The organism is Allotamlana fucoidanivorans (genome assembly GCF_045788535.1).
Taxonomy (GTDB): domain Bacteria; phylum Bacteroidota; class Bacteroidia; order Flavobacteriales; family Flavobacteriaceae; genus Allotamlana; species Allotamlana fucoidanivorans.
In genome coordinates this window covers 3366888-3387150 of the sequence record NZ_CP074074.1, presented here as the reverse complement: position 1 = coordinate 3387150, position 20263 = coordinate 3366888, and the positions used below count along the sequence as shown (strand labels likewise).

At 33.6% G+C, this 20263-nt stretch carries 9 protein-coding genes; 6 read left to right on the top strand and 3 right to left on the bottom strand.

Annotation, left to right across the window (positions count from 1 at the left end; translation table 11 throughout):
- Positions 1 to 236: 236 nt before the first annotated feature.
- From KFZ70_RS14335 to KFZ70_RS14325, 3 genes are read right to left on the bottom strand one after another with little or no spacing between them, the layout of a single operon-like run.
- Positions 237 to 4493, bottom strand: coding sequence for a hybrid sensor histidine kinase/response regulator transcription factor (locus KFZ70_RS14335; RefSeq protein WP_139694962.1), 4257 nt, complete (start codon positions 4491 to 4493; stop codon positions 237 to 239).
- A 31-nt stretch (positions 4494 to 4524) separates the two neighbouring features.
- Positions 4525 to 7779 (bottom strand): glycoside hydrolase family 2 TIM barrel-domain containing protein, encoded by a 3255-nt coding sequence (locus KFZ70_RS14330; RefSeq protein WP_139694961.1) that lies wholly within the window; start codon positions 7777 to 7779, stop codon positions 4525 to 4527.
- A 40-nt stretch (positions 7780 to 7819) separates the two neighbouring features.
- The gene (locus tag KFZ70_RS14325) at positions 7820 to 9331 is read right to left on the bottom strand and encodes a sulfatase-like hydrolase/transferase (protein WP_139694960.1); all 1512 of its coding nucleotides are present in this window, start codon (positions 9329 to 9331) and stop codon (positions 7820 to 7822) included.
- A 437-nt stretch (positions 9332 to 9768) separates the two neighbouring features.
- Here KFZ70_RS14325 and KFZ70_RS14320 point away from each other — a divergent pair, with 437 nt between their 5' ends.
- The 6 genes from KFZ70_RS14320 (at position 9769) to KFZ70_RS14295 (ending at position 20226) form a co-directional block, all read left to right on the top strand.
- Positions 9769 to 11451 carry a sulfatase gene (locus KFZ70_RS14320; RefSeq protein ID WP_139694959.1) on the top strand — a complete coding sequence of 561 codons (1683 nt, stop codon included), beginning with the start codon at positions 9769 to 9771 and terminating at the stop codon, positions 11449 to 11451.
- Positions 11452 to 11477: 26 nt separating this feature from the next.
- Positions 11478 to 13691: a glycoside hydrolase family 3 C-terminal domain-containing protein gene (locus tag KFZ70_RS14315; RefSeq protein ID WP_139694958.1), complete on the top strand. Its 2214-nt coding sequence runs from the start codon at positions 11478 to 11480 to the stop codon at positions 13689 to 13691.
- 124 nt (positions 13692 to 13815) lie between these two features.
- The gene (locus KFZ70_RS14310) at positions 13816 to 15378 is read left to right on the top strand and encodes an alpha-L-fucosidase (protein ID WP_139694957.1); all 1563 of its coding nucleotides are present in this window, start codon (positions 13816 to 13818) and stop codon (positions 15376 to 15378) included.
- A 197-nt stretch (positions 15379 to 15575) separates the two neighbouring features.
- Positions 15576 to 18113, top strand: coding sequence for a T9SS type A sorting domain-containing protein (locus KFZ70_RS14305; protein ID WP_139694956.1), 2538 nt, complete (start codon positions 15576 to 15578; stop codon positions 18111 to 18113).
- Entirely contained in the window at positions 18110 to 18820 is a 711-nt protein-coding gene (locus KFZ70_RS14300) for a hypothetical protein (RefSeq protein WP_139694955.1), read from the top strand. The genes KFZ70_RS14305 and KFZ70_RS14300 overlap by 4 nt, the downstream gene beginning before the upstream one ends.
- Before the next feature lie 116 nt (positions 18821 to 18936).
- Complete coding sequence (locus KFZ70_RS14295; RefSeq protein ID WP_158293164.1) at positions 18937 to 20226, top strand: family 43 glycosylhydrolase; 1290 nt, start codon at positions 18937 to 18939, stop codon at positions 20224 to 20226.
- Positions 20227 to 20263 lie beyond the last annotated feature (37 nt).

The window sequence follows — 20263 nt, the reverse complement described above, 5'->3', positions numbered from 1 at the left end:
ACTCGTCTTAATTAAATTATAAAATTTAAAGCGTATAGTTGACTTAATCTAAATACTTACAATCAAATGAAGTACTTTATATATAAAGATTAAAACTACATAATAAGATTAAATTTTAAGTAGGTGTTTAAAGTTCTACTGTTTGATGTTTATACTAATACCTGTTAGATACTTTCAGTTTGTTTTATTTTTTCTTGTTAATCACTCAAGTTTAAGTTTATTTATAGGGAGTAGTTTTAGGAGTTAGAAGCTTTTTCTTTGGCTATTTTTCTTACATAATCACTTGGGATAACTCCAAACTGTTTCTTAAAACATTTCGCAAAATAAGACGCTGTATTAAAACCTGTCATATACATAATTTCCTTTACCGAATAATCACTTGCTTGAAAAAGCTGTACAGCCCTTTTGAGTCTTATATTTCTAATAAACTCACTAGAGGATAACCCTGTAATCTCTTTGAACTTTAAATAGAGATTACTTCTACTCAATCCCATTTCTTTTACAAGCATCTCAACATTGAAATCGGTGTTCATCATATGTTTTTCAACAATTTCTATGGCTTGTTGTAAGAACTGTTCGTCTTGGGTAGTTACGGTCACATCTTTTGGTTTGAACGTGATTTCTGAATTGAATTTGTTTCTTAATTTATTTCTATGATTAACAATGTTTTTAAGCTTTAGTTCTAAGAGTTCAATATCAAAAGGTTTTCTTATGTAATCATCGGCCCCTGTTTTTAGACCCTCTATTTCATCTTCTTGTGAGAGTTTTGCGGTAAGTATTATTACTGGGATATGACTCGTTTCTTTGTGGTTTTTAACATGTTTACAAAATTCAATTCCGTCCATTTCAGGCATTAAAATATCTGTTAAAATGACATTTGGTATAATTTTTCCAGCAAGCTCAAGACCAACTTTGCCATTTTCGGCTTCATAGACAATATATTTATTATACAAGGCTTGCTTTAGAAAAGACCTAATATCTTCATTGTCATCAACAACAAGCAAAACAGGCTTTTGAGCTCTAGACTTATCAATGTCTTGATCAACAATATCGTCATTCATACTAATTGCCATTGAGTCTGTTTCTGAAGTTCTTAGTTTAAAATCACTATCAGAAACATCTTTACATATTATCTCTGGAATTCCTTCGTAGGCTTCCTTTTCTATAGGCAAATGAACAGTAAAAGTACTACCTTTGTTTATTTCACTTATTACATGTATTTTTCCTTGATGAAGTTCTACGATGTCTTTGACAAATGCAAGACCAATACCAACACCTTTACTGTGATTTCTAGCCTGGTTATTTTCTGTGTAAAATCGTTCAAATATGTTTTCCAAGCGGTTACTTTCTATACCTAAACCAGAATCAATAACTTGTATTTCAACAAAGTTTAAATTTCTTTTCCCTAGATTAGAATTTACGGTTTCTTTAATGGTATTAATTTCAACCCTTATTTCTCCATTATCGGGAGTATAGTTAAATGCATTTGATAATAGGTTATTTAGGATTTTCTCAATTACGTCATGATCAAACCACGCTATGATTTTTGGATTTCTGGTTTTAAATTGGAAGTTAACATGATTTTTCAGCGATAAGAATTGAAAAGGTTCACATACTTCTTTTATAAATTCAACAATATTTCCTTTGCGCATAACTAATCTCATTTTTCCTTGATTTATTTTTCTAAAGTCAAGTAACTGATTTACTAAACGTAATAGATAGTCACAGTTTTTTTGCATCAAAGTGTACTGTTCTTGAAGTACTTTCCTATTAAGTTGATCGCCATTTTTTTGGAGATATTTCAAGGGGCCCTTTATAAGAGTAAGGGGTGTTCTTAACTCATGAGAAATATTGGTAAAGAATTCCAACTTTATTTTTTGAAGTTCTTCACTTTTTTCTTTTTCAAAATGTTCTAGTTCAAGTTGATGTTTTTTAGTTGTACTTATAACCGTATACCGTCTAAATAATAATAGTAATCCAATTATTAGGACATAATATATTAGATAGGCCCATGTAGTACGCCAAAATGGAGGTATAATCTCAATTTTTATTTCGGAAGGAGTTTTATCCCAAATACCATCGTTATTGGAGGCTTTTACCTTTAAGGTATAGGTGCCTGGTGATAGATTAGTATACGTTGCAAAGCGTTTGCTTGAAGTGGTATAGACCCAGTCTTCATCAAAACCCTCAAGTATGTAGGCAAACTTATTCTTATCTGGAGAAGCATAATGAAGAGCACCAAATTCAAAAGAAAGATTATTCTCATTATGTTTCAAAGTTATTTTGTCTGTCTGATTAATACTTTGTTCTAAGATAACCCTTCCGTTAACTTGATCTCCAATATTTACGACCTGATTAGAAACAGATAATTTGGTAATAACCGTTTCAGCTTCAACATGATTGTCCTTTATGTTTTCGGGAAAAAAAGCATTGAATCCGTTTATACCCCCAAAAAGCATCTCACCATTTCTCCTTTTCAGTCTGGCTAATTCTTGAAACTCATTATTTTGCAACCCATCATTCATGTCATAATTCTTAAAAGATACCTTTTTAGGGTCAAACTTTGATAGGCCTTTATTTGTTGAGAGCCACAAAAATCCTTGGTCATCTTCTAGAATTCCTTTGATTACATTGTTAGGTAAACCATCTTTCATAAGATAAGAAACGAACTCTCCTTTTAATTTGTTTTTAGATGGGATAAACTTATTCAATCCACCTCCAAATGTTCCAATCCAAAGCTCATTCTTGGAACTTTCAAATAACTCTAAAATATAATTATGACTTATGGACCTATTATTTTTAGGATCATTTTGAAAAACTTCAAACTTTGGTTTATCTTTAAGAGCTTCGTTTGGAGTTAGTTTGCATAAACCATTACCAGTTGCAAACCAAAGGTTTCCTGAATGATCTTCAAGGATGTTTCTTATAATATTACTTGATAAACTATGCGGGTCATTTTTATCGGCAAAGAGAATATCTTTTTTGAAACTATTGGTTTCTGAATCATATAACCACCTATTGATTCCTGCATTGTAAGTTCCAATCCACAAATTTTTATGTTTATCTTCTAATAAGGCAAAAACGCTTCCAGAGACGTCTTCGTATTTTTTAACATCCTTATTTGAAAGGGGGCGAGGGTTGGTAATGTCAATTTCTAGTAATTTAGGAGCCCCTTCAGTTCCAATCAACAATATTTTGCGATCTCCACGTTTTACTTCATAGATAGTGAAAGGTTTGCGAGGGGATGACAAATGTTGAAAGCTAGTGTACAATTCATCCTCATTCGCTTTTAAGAGCATATTCAAACCTCCTCCCTCTGTTCCTATCCATAACGTACCGTTACTGTCTTCAAAAAGAGATCGTATTTTGTCATAACTTAAACTTGTGGAATTTAAGGTTTTTTTAATATGCTTGAAATCCTTTCTGTAAGGATCAAACTTATTAACTCCACCACCATTTGTTCCAATCCAAATAATACCAGTTTTGTCTTTATAAAGAGATTTTACAATATTTTTGCTTAAACTCATGGGACTCATTGGGTCATAGCTATATTGCTTAAAAACAATAATTTTTCCGGTATTACCGCTATATTTGAAACTTATTAAGCCACTGTTTGTTCCAGCCCAAATATTGTTTTTTTCTACGAGTATATCATTATAGAACCCTTTATGAATCCAATCTGCCCAATAAGAGTCACCTTCATTTTTTAATACATATAAACCACCAACAGTACCAATTAATAATCTCCCAAACTGATCTTCTGCAATACATCGTACCGACGTATAGGGGAGATTTATCAATTCATTGATAAATCTAAGATAGAGTTCACCGCTAGAGTCCCGAGACAATTTATAAAGTCCTCTAGCTCCTCCCACCCAAATTTGTCCATGCTTATCTTCAAAGATTGAATAGATCGTTTTATTTTCAAAGTTGGATACAAAATTACCGCCATCAAAGTTAAAATGATTGAAATGGATGGAGTCTAATCCTTTATTTAGGTCAATCATATCAAGTCCATTAAAAGTACCAATCCAAAGCTTATTGCTGGAGTCTCTGAAAAGGGAACTAATATGATTACTAATTAAACTATTTGGATTTTTATCTTCATGTTTGAAAACCTTAAAACGTTCAACAGAGGTATCGAAGTAATTTAGTCCATCACCAGTAGTACCTACCCAAAGATTATCATCATCATCTCCTGTAATTGCAAATATTAAGCTGCTACTTATACCTTCATAATCATGAGTTTGGGAGTTTGGTGTGTACACCTTGAAATTGTAGCCATCAAATTTATTTAAACCTTCATGTGTACCAAACCATAAAAATCCCTTATTATCTTGATAAATACTATTAACATCACTTTGAGACAGACCGTTATTAGTTGTTATATGTTCAAAATGTACGTTGTTTTGAGAAAAGCCAAAATTTAAACAGAAGTAAGTCACTAACGTAGCTAGCAGCTTGAGTTTAAAACTTTGGATAGGATGTATCATAGCAGTATTTTAAATATGCGAAATGAAATTATTAGAATTTCACAAATTCAGGTTTAATTCTAGATTTGAAAGGTACAATATAGAAGGAGTAATTATACTTGTCAGGTGGTATAAGATAGTTTTCATGAGCTTGAGCTCTTTTTGACCAAGTATCATCACCACCAACCCCTTGTTGCCTTAAATCAATATTAACGGTATAAATGTCTCTTTCTATTAATTCATTTGTATGTTTAGCCTTTTGAAGATTTTCAAGGCTATAAGGAATTATACTAAAGTTAAGCTCTTGGCTTCCTTTGACCATAATACCTCCTTTGCCATTGTTTTCTAACTTAAACCATCTAATATCCGTTCTGTTTCCATATTCTTCTGGATAAGCATACATGTAATTCATAGTTGATGCCTTAGATTTGTACAATCCGATATGAGACGCATAGTTACGGTCAGCATAGTTAGGGTGAGGTCCTCTACCAAAATAAGTCACATCGTTATAGGTCTTGTTTATATCAAATGCCATACCTATTCTAGGAATATTTGGAACATTTTTATCCGTTTGAATGGTATAGTCTACTCGAATTTCGCCTGAATATAATATGGTGTAGGTTAAAGTTACATTAGTTTTTGGTTGCTCGATTATACCTTGAACGCTTATTACAGCCTTACCATTTTTGTTTGAAATAACATTAATTTTTGAGGGCTTAAATGATCTTCCTGCATTCATCCATTCAACCTCAGAGTCTAGTTTTTTTGCTTTTCTATAGGCTTCATCGTTCTCTGTTTGTGCTCTCCAAAAATTAAGCTTTATAGGTGATTTTAAATAATCTTCATCAAGATATTTAAAAGAGGAAATGAGCCCTAATTGCTTGTTAATTACCACAGTTGATTGTTTTCCAAAAATGTTAAATGTTGTGTCATTTTCAGAAATTGTTAGGCTACCTTTAACAGATAAAGACTTAATGTCTGCAATTTCATAATCTAGTTTAAACTGCTCTTTAAAAACAAGAAAACCTTTTTGCGCCCATTGGGTTTCATATTTTAATTTACCATAAATATTGATAAAGTATTCTGAACCCGACTTCAACTTGGGTGATTTAAAGTTTATATTTAGGTCATCCGTTTGGTAGGGTTTTGTTTTTAAATCATTTATTTGACCAAAATCAATAATATTACCATTCTGGGTTATTTCCCATTCTATGCTGTAAGTTGACAAATCTATGGCATGATGACGATTTAATATTTTAAATAACCCTTTTTTTGCATCAATAGCAGTTATTCGTGCAGGTTGATTAACTTTTTTACACTCGTAAGTGGCTGGTTTAGGGGTTCTGTCAGAAGCAATAATACCATTTAAGCAAAAACTTCCAGAGTTAGGTTTGTCTCCAAAATCGCCACCATAGGCCAAAAATTCATTTCCATTTTCATCTTTTTTCAAAATACCTTGATCAATCCAATCCCAAATATAACCACCAATGGCTCTATCATTTTTATAAATAACATCCCAATACTCTTTCATGTTTCCAGTTGAGTTTCCCATAGAATGTGCATACTCACACATGATTACAGGGCGATTGTCAATAGGATTTGTATGATCGATAAGACTTTGTAATTCCCATGACTGAGGATACATTCTACTTAGCATATCCACCCATTTAGGGTCTGTAGGGTTGCCTTTACCATGGCTATAGTAAGCTTTTTTGTAATTTGAAGATGTAGGGTCACCTTGGGCACCTTCATAATGAATATATCTTGTTGGATCAAAGTCTTTAATCCAACCTGCCATAGCAGCATGATTTGGGCCAGTACCAGATTCATTGCCTAAACTCCATATTACAATGCTTGGATGGTTCTTGTCACGCTGAACCATTCTTATGGCGCGCTCTAAAAAAGCACTTCCCCATTCTGGAACATTGGATAATTTACCTCTTGTTCCATGCGTTTCCAAGTTGGCTTCATCCATTACGTATATGCCATATTGGTCACATAAATCGTAGAAATAAGGATCATTCGGGTAGTGCGAGGTTCTAACAGCATTAAAATTAAACCTCTTTAACAGTTTAACGTCTGTTTCTATATCTTCTCTTGTTACTGTTTTACCATGGATATGGTCATGATCGTGGCGATTAACCCCAATCATTTTAACCGAGTTTCCATTCACTAAAAAACGTCCACGGTCATCTATTTTGAGCTCTCTGAAACCTACCTTGGTACTCGTGGTTTGAACTATGTTTCCTGTTTCGTCCTTAACTTCAAATAAAAGCGTATAAAGATAAGGTGAGTCTGAAGACCATTGTTTCGGAGTCTTTACTTTTGTTTCAATAAGCCCAAAGTAAACATTATCTCTTTGGGGATAAGACTCTCCGAGTATTTTGCTTAATTTAGTTGTATTTGATTCGGCTGCCATATTGCCTTGAGCGTCAAATAATTTGGTAGTTAGAGACCAGTTATCAGCAATGGTATGTAATGGTGCATCTCCAAAGTGACCCACTTTTTCAATGTATTTATCATTAACATTCAAAACAAAATTAGGGCGTATTTGCAAAAGGGCATCCTGGTAGGTATCATCAAAATCTGTTCTTATCGTAAAATCAGCCAATCTTATTTTAGGCATGGCATGCAAATAAACTTCCCGTTCTATACCACTCATACGCCAATGATCTTGCGCTTCTAAATAACTACCATCAGCCCAACGATATACTTTTACTGCTAGCTTATTTTCTCCTTCCTTTAAATGTTTTGTGATGTCAAATTCAGAGGGTAACCGTGTATCTTCACTATATCCAACAAACTTCCCATTTACCCATACATAGAAAGCTGATGAGACCCCACCAAAGTGTAGAATAACATCTTTATCAGTCCAGTTTTCATTAATTGAAAACGTTGTTATGTAGTGTCCTACAGGATTATCATGTTTATTGATATAGGGGAAGTCACTAAAAAAAGGGTAAGTTGAGTTTGTATAAATAGGTATACCATATCCTTTCATTTCCCAATTACCGGGCACTGCAATGGTATCCCAGTCTTTACTTTTAAAATCTAAGTTTTGAAAATTATTTGAAGCATCATTGGGTGTAGCTACCCACTTAAATTTCCAGTTGCCATTTAATGATTTATAGTAAGATGATTTTGTTCTATCTCCTAAGAGCGCTTGTACTTCATTATCAAAATTATAAAATGTAGCATGAGCAGGTAATTTGTTAATATAGTTGACAAGAGGGTTTTCCCAATCATTTTGTTGCGAGAATGAACCTATTGTTATTAGAATAAATAGGAATAAAAAGGTGTTCTTCATCCAAAAGTATTTAAAAGTATTTAAAATAGATTTATCATGTTTACAGTAAATTAAACTGAGATGAAAGGTCTAAAGGATCGTCCATTTCCTTTTGAAGTTTTAATAAATCTTTCAATAGAGCATTTATACGTTCTTTCTGTTCTGGATTTTCGGAAAGATCATGCATTTCCTCAGGATCATTTTTTAAATCGAATAGCAGTATTTTATTGGCTTCAGGATAAACCAGTAATTTATAACCATTTTTTCTAATCATACGTTGCACATCCAAATAAGCACCATAAATGGCATTATAATGACTTTTGCTTCTCTTCTTTGTAGCTAAATCTAAAAAGCTATTAAACTCAACATACTTCGGTTTTTCTGCCCCCGCAATTTCCAAAGAAGTAGCCATGATATCTTGTAAATATACATCGGCATGAACTTTTTGGTTTTTTGGAATATTAGGACCTAGAATAATCATTGGTGGCCTTATACTATGATCAAATAAATTCTGTTTACCTAATAAGCCGTGCCTTCCCATTGCCAACCCATGATCTGCTGTTAAGAATATGTAGGTGTTGTCTATTTTTCCTGATTTTTTCAAAGCTTCCAATATTAAACCTATTTGGGTGTCTAAATGTGAGATGCTAGCATAATATTCTTGTTTGTGTACTTTTATAGCATATTCAGTTCTAGGGAATGGCGCTAAGGCTTCATCTCTTAAATCATCACCATTGGCAATGTCATGCCTATAAGGATACTCCGGTAAATAGCTTTTAGGAACCGAAATATTTTTTAGTGGATACATATCTACGAATTCTTTAGGAGCCTGTCTTGGGTCATGAGGCGCGTTAAATGCAAGGTACATAAAGAAAGGCTTGTCTTTTGTTTTTGCTTGATTAATAAAACCAATGGCGTCATCTTTTAATACTTCACTCCAATGTTTGCCGCCTTCCCAAAAGCCGCCTTTTGAGGTGTCTGTTGGTGACCAAGAAATATCATTTACACCCTGCGGTCTGTTATAGCCATTTGGCATAATTTTTTCTGGATTTGCATTTGGTATTTTTGAAATAGAATCAAACTTTTTAACCATGGTTTCATGATCCCACGCATCACCAGGCATACCAGGTCTTACATGGGTTACATGCTGATACATTTTATTGGCGGGAGCATCTACATGCCATTTTCCTGTCATGTAAGTATCATAGCCCACGTTTTCTAAAAGTTTACCCCATGATTTGTTAATAGAGTCATTTTTTATCCAATTTTTTCTAAATGCATTTGCTCTCCAAACAAAACGTCCTGAATTGAGCATTGCTCTAGAAGCTGCACAAACCGCTCCACTCCATGAACCCATATTATAGGCATGGGTAAAGGTGGTGCCCTCTGCAACCAGTTTATCTAAAGTCGGGGTAATTATTTCATTATTACCTAATGCATGAATGGAGGAGTAGGTTTGATCATCTGTGAAAATGAAAACAATATTGGGTTTATTAGGAGTTTTGTTTTCTTTGTTTTTTGACTGACAAGCATATAATGTTAGTATAATAAAAAGTAAATAGTATTTAGTCATTCTTTTTTCTGTTATTATAGTTAAGATCTGTTTTTAGTTTATAAAAATCATAATTATTAAACATATGCCGTATGACATATGTTTAAATTAACACCACAAATATTTAGCTAATGTAATAAAAGATAATTTTGTTTCAATAGCTAACCACTAAACTATAAACATAGCTTTAAATTTTGCGAAATAGAGGCTGTTTGTGTTAAGTATGATTCAAAGTAGTTTAAAGCAAAATTAGAGTTGATACTTTTATGTTTTAGAATGATGTATTTATTATTATGTAGCTTCAATTATTAAAATTTAAAAAGGTTTATTTTATATTTTATTTTAAAATCAGGCTAAAACTTACTTGATTTGAACAATACATGTGTGTTTAAAACCATATCTTGTCCTTATAGCTTATGAGTTTTTCCGATATTTATAGTTTCTAAATTAAATTATTTATGACCCACAAATTATTATATTTCGCAGCTGTTTTTTTTACAGGTTTATCAATGTTATCCTGTGCTCAAAATGCTCAAAAACAATCAAAGCAGCCTAATGTTATTTTTATCATGTCTGATGACCATACCACGCAGGCATTTGGTATTTATGGAAGTCGTTTAGCAGGACTGAATCCAACGCCAACTTTAGATCAAATAGCGAAAGAAGGCTTGATTTTTGACAATTGTTTTGTAACGAATTCTATTTGTACTCCAAGTAGAGCTTCTATTATATCTGGTCAATATAGTCAGGCTAATGGCGTATTAGACCTAGAGGGTGAAGTAGAAACGAATAGACAATATTTACCTATGGAGATGAAAAAATTGGGATACCAAACTGCTCTTGTAGGGAAATGGCATTTAACACATCAACCTAATTTTGATTATTATAATATATTTTCACAACACCATCAGCAGGGTTCATATTTTGATCCAATTTTGACAGAAAGTGGAGTACCATACAAACCATTTGCAGAACTCCCTGGTTATGAAGGAAAACAATACAAAGGGCATAGTTCAGACGTTATTACTGATATTACATTGGAGTGGTTAAAAAACAAAAGAGATAAAGACAAGCCCTTCTTCCTAGTACATCAATTTAAAGCACCACATGACGACTTTGAATATGCCCCGCGATACAAAGAGTATTTAGAAGATACGTTTATTCCTGAACCAGCCAGTTTGTATTATAATGCGAATAATGGTTCTGTGGCCACCAGAGGAAAAAACGATTCTTTAATTCATGATATTGGTTCCTCTGTGTCAAAACGTAATACTATTCGTCATATGGGTATGCGTCTTTGGAGTGATAATTATATTAAGCACAATAATCCAGATTTTGATATTACGCAAGCAGATCATTTAGAAGGAAATGCTTATACTAGTAAGACTTATCAGGAATATTTAAAGCGTTACTTAAGATGTGTAAAAGGTGTAGATGACAACGTTGCTAGATTAGTGAAGTATTTAAAGGAGGAAGGGTTATATGACAACACTATTATTGTTTATACTGGCGATCAGGGTTTTATGTTAGGAGAACATGATTATATAGATAAACGATGGATGTATGATGAATCTATGCGTATGCCATTTTTTGTAAGATATCCAAAATCCATTAAAGCAGGAACTAGAACCGATGCCATTATAAATAATACAGATTTTGCACCTACTTTAATTGAATTAGCAGGAGGAACCGCACCAGAACAAATGCAGGGGCACAGTTTTAAACATATTTTGCAAACGGGTGAAGAGCCAGAAGGTTGGCAACAATCAACCTACTATAGGTATTGGATGCACATGGCACATGCTCATGCCAATCCAGCTCACTTTGGAATTAGAACCAAGGAGTATAAATTAATTTTTTACTATGGAAGATATTGGGTAGATACAGATGATCCGAACGCTGAGTGGAATAAGAAAAGTTGGGGTAATAGGTTTACCATGCACACGCCAGTGGCTTGGGAGTTTTATGATTTAAAGAATGATCCTCAAGAAATGAATAATGCCTATGATAATCCTAAATATAAATCTGTCATAGCAAATTTGAAAGAGCAGTTAAAGGCAAAGCGATTAGAATTAAATGAAGAAGATGGCGAGAAGTTTCCGCATATTCAAAAAGTTATTGATGCACATTGGAATGATTGATTTTATAGCGTAAGTAAAAGATGAAAATGAACAACAGAATTAGAGTTTTAGGTATAGTCATAGTATCCATTTTAGTTTTTTTTAATTGTAAAAAAAACCAAAAGGCTAAAGAGACACTGTCACCTCAAAAGGAAATTGCATATAAATTTCCATGGGAAAACACGAAGCTTTCTAAAGAAGAGCGCGTTGATCTTTTGGTAAAAGAGATGACCTTAGAAGAAAAGTGCTCTCAAATGTTAGATGTTTGCCCTCCAATAGAACGTTTGGGTATGCCTGAATACAATTGGTGGAATGAGGCATTGCATGGGGTGGCTCGCAATGGTAGAGCTACAGTTTTTCCACAAGCCATAGCTATGGGGGCTACTTTTGACGAGGACTTGATTTTAAAAGTGGGAAATGCTATTTCCAATGAAGCACGAGCAAAGTATAATGAAGCCATAAAAATAAATAACAGAAGCCGATATGCAGGACTAACCTTTTGGTCGCCTAATGTTAATATTTTTAGAGATCCACGTTGGGGTAGAGGGCAAGAAACCTATGGAGAAGACCCTTTTCTTACGTCTAGAATAGGAGTGGCTTTTGTAAAAGGCTTGCAAGGTGATAACCCTAATTATATTAAAGCTGCAGCCTGTGCTAAACATTATGCCGTGCATAGTGGCCCAGAGGAGTTTAGGCATGAGTTTGATGCTGTAGTTACTAAAAAAGATTTGTTTGAAACCTATTTACCTGCTTTTGAGGCGCTGGTAAAAGAAGCCGACGTAGAAGGGGTTATGGGGGCGTATAATAGAACCTTAGGGGTGCCTTGTTGTGGTAGTCCGTATTTATTACAAGATATACTACGCAAAGAATGGGGGTTTAAAGGGTATATAGTTTCAGATTGTGGTGCTATTAATGATTTTCATGCATTTCATAAAGTAACAAAAACGCGCGAAGAATCGGCAGCTTTAGCATTAAAAAGCGGCACAAATATTAATTGTGGTAATGTGTATACGGTTTTAAAAAATGCTATAAATAAAGGCTTTATAACTGAAGATTTACTTGATGAAAGATTAAAGGAAAACCTAATGACAAGATTCAAGCTGGGCTTGTTTGACCCTGTAGGGCTAAATCCATTTGATAGTATTACAGCAGATGTTGTTGATTCTGACGACCATAGAAAAATTGCACGTGAGGTGGCACAAAAATCTATCGTTTTATTAAAAAACAAGAACCAAGTTTTACCTCTTAAAAAAGATACGCGTACTTTATATGTTGTTGGTCCTAATGCGTCAAATGAAGAAGTATTATTAGGCAATTATTATGGTTTAACAAGTAGTACTCAAACCATTCTTGATGGTATAGTGAGTAAAGTTAGCCCTGGTACTAGTATAAATTATAAAGCAGGTATTTTACCATTTAGAGAGAATGTTAACCCAATTGATTGGTCTACAGGTGAAGCCGGAAAGTCTGATGTTTGTATCGCTGTAATGGGGATTTCTGCGTTATTAGAGGGAGAAGAAGGAGAAGCTATTGCATCAAGTGAAAAAGGGGATAGAACGGATATTAAATTACCTCAAAATCAAATTAATTATATTAAGAAGATTAGAAAACAGACAGATAAACCTATTGTACTGGTTTTAACAGGGGGAAGCCCTATTGCTATTCCTGAGCTGTATGATATAGTAGATGCCGTGTTATTTGTCTGGTATCCTGGTGAAGAAGGTGGTAATGCTGTAGCCGATGTGTTATTCGGAGATGTATCTCCGTCTGGAAAATTACCAATAACGTTTCCTAAATCTGTTGATCAATTACCGCCGTATGAAGATTATAATATGAAAGGCAGAACGTATAAATACATGAAAGAAGAACCTCAGTTTCCTTTTGGTTTTGGTTTAACATATACCACTTTTGTATATGATAACCTTACTATTGATACCGATTATAATGTTAGTGTTGAAGTAACCAATACGGGGACTGTTGATGCTGAAGAAGTTGTTCAATTATATATTAGTTCGCCTTTTGGGGGTATAAAAGATCCTTTATACGATTTAAAATCGTTTAAACGCGTGTTTTTAAAATCAGGAGAGAAAAAGTTAGTTACCATTCCATTAACAGAAACTGCGTTTCATCAATTTGATGAAAATGGAAAAAAGGTGTTAAGAAAGGGAGAACATATCATTTTTGTGAGTGGTGCTTTGCCTTCAAAGTTAAGTGAAAAGCTTGGAGGGGCTAAACCTGTTAAAATGAGTATTAATTTTTAGTCATCATATATGAAATAATTTTTTATATATAAAAATATTGTCGTTCTTTTGTAAATATATTAATGTAATAAAAGGTGCTGATTTTTTTGGATTGGCTCAAAAAATATAATTAAACTAAAGAAGAATGAGATATTTAACACAGTTTATACTAGCAACTTGCTTAATTGCAATTTCATGTAAGGAGGTTAAACACGAACAGGCTCAAGGTGAAAAAGAACCTAAATATACCAAAGATTGGGAATCTTTAAAACAACATGAAACACCGGAGTGGTTTTTAGATGCTAAATTTGGTATTTATTGTCATTGGGGGCCATATTCTGTGCCAGAATATGAAAATGAATGGTATGCACACTGGATGTATGTGAATGCCGATAACCCAGAAGCTAAAAATGGCAAACCCACAAAGTTTTATGAGCATCATGTAAAAACGTATGGACCTCTTAATGAATTTGGTTACAAGGATTTTATTCCCATGTTTAAGGCTGAAAAATTTAATGCCGCCGAATGGGCCGATCTGTTTCAAAAGGCAGGAGCCAAATTTGCTGGACCCGTTTCAGAACACGCCGATGGTTTTGCTATGTGGGACAGTGATTTAACAGAGTGGGATGTCAAAGATATGGGGCCAAAACGCGATATTATGGGTGAACTTTCAAAAGAAATTCGTAAACGTGATATGAAGTTTATTGCAACATATCACCGTCACTGGTTGTTTGGCTGGTATCCAACTTGGGATGAAACAACAGATGCTTCCAATCCTAAATATGCTGGTTTATACGGGCCTAAATTAAAAAAAGGGGATAACCAAATGCCATTACATCCACATGAAATTGATGCAGGAGTTAAACGTTATTACCCTTTAGCAGATAAGGCATTTAACGATGAATGGTTAAATAGACTTAAGGAAATTGTTGATAAATATGACCCAGATTTAGTTTGGTTTGATAACAAAATGGACGTGATTAGTGAAGAACACCGAAAGGAGTTTTTGGCCTACTATTACAATCATGCTGAAAAACAAGGTAAAGATGTGGTGTCAACATATAAGTTCTATGACTTTGCTAAAGGTTCGGCGGTGTTAGATTTAGAACGTGCAAGAATGAGTGAAAAACAAGACTTTCCTTGGTTAACAGATGATTCTATCGATTGGAAATCTTGGTCGCATATAAGTAACCCAAGGTATAAATCTACCAATAGACTCATAGATTTTTTAGTTGATGTAGTAAGTAAAAATGGGGCAGTATTATTAAATATTACACCTAGAGCAGATGGTACGATACCAGAACCTGTTAAAGAGCGCTTATTAGAAATGGGGGCATGGTTAAAAGTAAATGGAGAGGCTATTTATGGTACCAGAACCTTTAAAATATATGGAGAAGGAGATGCTCAAGTTATTGAAGGTCATTTAAGCGAAGAAAAAAATGCAGATAACACCGCTAAAGATATTCGTTTTACCACCAAAGAAGATGTGCTTTATGCCATAGTGTTAGATTGGCCACAAGGTCAAGAATTAACAATTCGTAGCCTAAAAGCAGGTAACAACTTGTATGATTATGAGATTGATTCAATAGAAATGCTAGGGGTAGAAGGCAAGTTGAATTTTAAAACAGATGCTGAAGGTTTAAAAATTGAATTACCACAAAAAGCTGGTGATTATGCATTTTCATTTAAAATTATACCAAAAAAATAGTTTGTAATCAATTAAAGAAGTGACATCTGGTGATATTAGGTATTACTTTTTTAATTGTAACAATATGATATAAATAGGTAAGTCTTTGAGATTTTTTTTACTTATTACAGCAGAACATTCGTAATCCTATTTTAATCATTTAATGCTTCTTTTGTTTCAATTTAACAATAAATTTGACGGAAATTAAGTTAGAATATATGAGATTTGTTTTAAAGCACCCATTGCTTCTTTTTACTCTTTTACTTGGTTCTATTAGTTTAGAGTTAATGGCGCAAAATACGTCGGTTCAAATTGATAATCGATGTGAGCGCTATATTGGTAATGAATCTGAGCTAGATCGAACAAAGTATTTTTCAATTCATGACGCCTCAAATGATACAGAGGCTGTAAAGTTTAGAAATGATTATAATGTTACTGGAGGACGTCAATTTTGGGGACCGCATGCCAGAGCAAAACAAGTTACAGGGGAGGTTGGTGCATATCCTTCAGCTAAATCAGGCGATGATAATTTACGTGAGGTAAAAAAAGGGTATGTAAGTACACAGCATCCAAGGGATGCTTTTATTGATGGACTTGATGTTAATGCAGCTGCTGATTGGGCAGTAGAATATTTTAAGAATGACATTAATAATGGAGATGCACAAGAATTTTTTGAATTGATGAACGAACCTTTTGTGCACGCAAAGGATTTTTATTCAGGATGGAGTGTTAGTGAAAATAATAGAATAAAAAAACAAATGGCTGAGTTTTATGGTGCTGTAGGGAAGCGTATTCATGAAACACCTGCATTGGCCAATATGAAGGTAATTGGCTATTCTTCGGCTTGGCCATCTATGGAACTTAATGATTTTGGCCACTGGAAAGAAAATATGATGATGTTTATGGATGTCGCTGGAGATAACATGTATGGTTTTTCAACCCATTTATATGACGGTATTAATGTTACGGGGCAGGATACTAAGCGATCTGGTAGTAATTCTGAAGCTATTTTAGATTTAATAGAAACTTACAGTTTTGCAAAATGGGGAATTGTTAAGCCGCATGCCATTACTGAATATGGAGCAATAGAGAAAGGGTATGGTGATGATTATAGCGAAATTGCTAGTGCGCAAACTATGACGTCCATTAATCACATTTTGCTAAGTCTATTGGACAGGCAAGACAGAATAACCTGCTCAATTCCTTTTATAACAGGGAAAGCGACTTGGCACATTACAGAAGCAAATAATTATCAGCCCTATACGCCTGTGTTATGGATTCCCAAAAATATAGGTCAACCTATTGATAGTAATACAGAGTGGGAATACAGTCCTAGAATTTTGTTCTATGAACTTTGGAAAGATGTAAAAGGAAAACGTATTTTTATTAAAAGCGATAATCCTGATGTGCAAACTCATGCCTTTGTTGATGGTAATAAAATGTTTATTGCCTTAAGTAATCTTGATGATAATACGCAATTGGTAAACCTAACCATGATGTCAAGTGTTTCTAATTTTGTAGATGTTAAAATAAAATCTTTGAAAGTGTACAAAGACCAATTACCAGAATTAGACACAAAAATTCATACGACAGCTCCAAGTTCTCTGAGTTTAATAAAAGATGAAACTGTAATTTTAGAATATTCGTTTAGCTCAGATATAAAGTTTAATAATGCAATCAGAACCAAAAACTATTATACAACAAAACATTTGCAAGCCATTACAGCAAATACACCAATCGCTTTTAATTTCAATGGGGTAACCAGCGGAATTGGTTTTGCTACTTTAAGGTTAGGTATTGGAAGAAAACATAATGTGAGTAAAAGGCCTGTTATAAAAGTAAATGATAAAGTTGTTGAAGTTCCTGGTAATTGGAAAGGCTATGACCAAACTGACCGAGATGACTTTTTTGGCATGATAGAAGTTCCTTTTTCTTCAAGCCTTTTGAAAGAAAATAATATTGTTTCAGTTGAATTTCCGGATAATGGAGGTAGTGTGAGCTCTTTAATCCTTTCTGTAGAAACCTATGATAAAGTTCCTTCGGGTGGAGCGGTTGCCATGTTAAAAACTACCAGTGTTTCATGTAAGGGAAAATCCAACGGAACGATTAGTGCAATTTCAATTGTCAGTGGAACTTATAATATAAAAATTACAGGAGATGGAGTTAACATTTTGCAAACCTTTACAGATAATTTTACTTTAGAGAATCTGAAGGCAGGTACCTACACCGTTACTATTACCTCGCCCACAGATGTCTCATTATCTATGAGTGCAAAGCTCATCATAAATGAACCAGAATCACTATCTGTATTTTCAAAGGTAAATCATTCAAAGAAGCTTGTAACTCTAAATCTTAAAGGTAGTGATATTTATCGGATAGAGGTAAATGATTCTATTTTGGTAACAGATAAAAGTAGCATCATCTTAAATTTGCAATCAGATTACAATACAGTTAGGGTAAGTACTGATAAAGATTGTCAAGGTGTGTATAATGAAACTATTATTTTTTCAAACGCTAAAGTGCTTGTATTTCCAACAATAGTTGAAGAAATATTGACTATAGCACTTTTAAACATACCAAAAGAACCAATTGCTTATAAGGTTGTTTCAATGACAGGTGAGTTGGTTTTAGATAGAATAATTGATTTAAAAGAACAAATGTTGAATGTTAATTTAAATGGTTTGTCAAGTGGTGTTTATTTTTTACATATAACTAATTCTAATATTAACATTAAGACAAAAATTATAAAGAAATGATTGTCAATATTACCCAAGCTAAGAATATAATTGTACTTTTTTTAGTATTAGTTTTATTAGGCTGTAGTGGTGGAAGCGATGAAGAAGAAGCACCAGTTAAAAGGAATCCTGAAGCCACCAACTTAATTTCACCATTAAAGGATGCCGAGTGTAATCAGGGGAATATAATATCTGAAACTGAAAGTAATGTGACTTTTGAATGGAACAGCGCAGCACATACTGATGAATATACATTGGTTATAAAAAATTTAAAAGATGGTAGTGAACACACTGTAAATACTACAGAAACTAAAAAAACCGAAAGATTGCTTCGTGGAACGCCATATTCTTGGTATATAGTTTCAAAATCAAAAGCGGTCTCTGAAACGGCTAAAAGTGATCTATGGAAATTCTATAATGCAGGGCTAGGTATTGAACAATATGCTCCATTTCCTGCAGAACTTATAAGTCCAGAAATGGGTGGTTTAATAGGGAGCATAGTTTCGTTTAGTTGGAATGGTAATGATATAGACAATGATATTGTATCATACGATTTTTATTTGTCAACAGCCAACCCTCCAACTACTTTACATACTACTACAGAAACTACATCTATTATTGATGTGACATTAAATTCAGATACAAATTATTATTGGAAAGTTGTGAGTAAAGATGCCGCTGGAAATAACTCTGAATCACAAATATTTGAGTTTAAAACTGGAAGTTAGTATATAAAGCGGATGGTTTTAATATTTTAAATTAGCATAATGTTCCATTTTTTATGAATTCAATGTTTCAAAAGAGGTTTTTAAAGTTTTGTTGCTATTTGTTGTTAACAAGTTCTATGCTATCTGCACAGAACCCCCTAGTTACTCATATTTATACTGCAGATCCAACAGCAAGGGTTTTTGATGGTAAGTTATATATCTACCCATCGCATGATGCTATTCCAAAAAATGAGGAAGATGCGCCAAGGTTTTATATGCCAGATTATCATATGTTTTCTCTAGAAAACGGTAGTACGTGGAAAGATTATGGTGTTATACTAGATCAAAATGAGGTACCATGGGGTAAGAAGAATGCCAACGGTATGTGGGCACCAGATTGTATAAAAAATGGAGACTTATACTACTATTATTTTCCTGCACCTCCTAAAGATGAATCTAGTTTTAGAAGAATTGGTGTTGGTGTTTCAAAAAGTCCAATAGGTCCTTTTGTTTGGGAGAAGAATTATATTCAAGGGATTGAAGGTATAGATCCAGGATTATTATTAGATGATGATGGGAAAACCTATTTGTTCTACGCTAGTGAAAAGAGACTAAAGGGGGTTAAACTAAAGGCAAATATGAAGGAAATTGATAGTGAACCTATTCAAATTCAAGGCATACCTAAGGGATATGTTGAAGGCCCTTTTCCTTTCAAACATCATGGAGTTTATTACCTAACATTTGCGCATGTGTTTCCTAATGAGGGGTATACTATTGGATATGCTACTAGTAAAACACCTCTCGGACCATATATTTATTGTGGAAAAATAATGGATAATATTGATAATGGAACCAATCATCATTCGGTAGTTAAATACAATGATAGATGGATTTTGTTTTATCACTGGTGGGATATTAGCGGTTTTAATAAGTTGCGATCCATGCGTGCTGATTATTTAGAGTTTAAAAAAGATGGTTCCATAAAAAAAGTAGAGCCTACTATGCGTGGAATTGGGCATCCAAAAATTGGAGATACCATTCAAATTGATAGGTATAACGAAATTTACAACGCAAAAACTACATTTGTTGGGGGAAATGAACCAAAAGGATGGATGGTTTGTGATACTAAAATGATGAGCCATGTAAAATTTAATGGTGTAGATTTTGAAAAAGGGCAAGCAAAACTCATAAAAGCTCGTGTGGCTAGTGGGCAAAGAAAAGGAGCTTTTGAAATTAGGTTAAATAATTCTAAGGGAAAACTCATCGCTACGTTCCCTGTTCAATATACAGGTGGTTGGAATAGTTGGCAAACTATAGAAACAAATTTATTAGAACAGGTAAAAGGAGTTCAAGACATTGTGGTTGTATTTGTGTCAGAATGGGGAGCTACTAAAATTGTAAATTTAAATTGGTTGTTACTCAAATAAGCTAGAAATTTTGGTTGTCGTTTTTATAAGAATATGT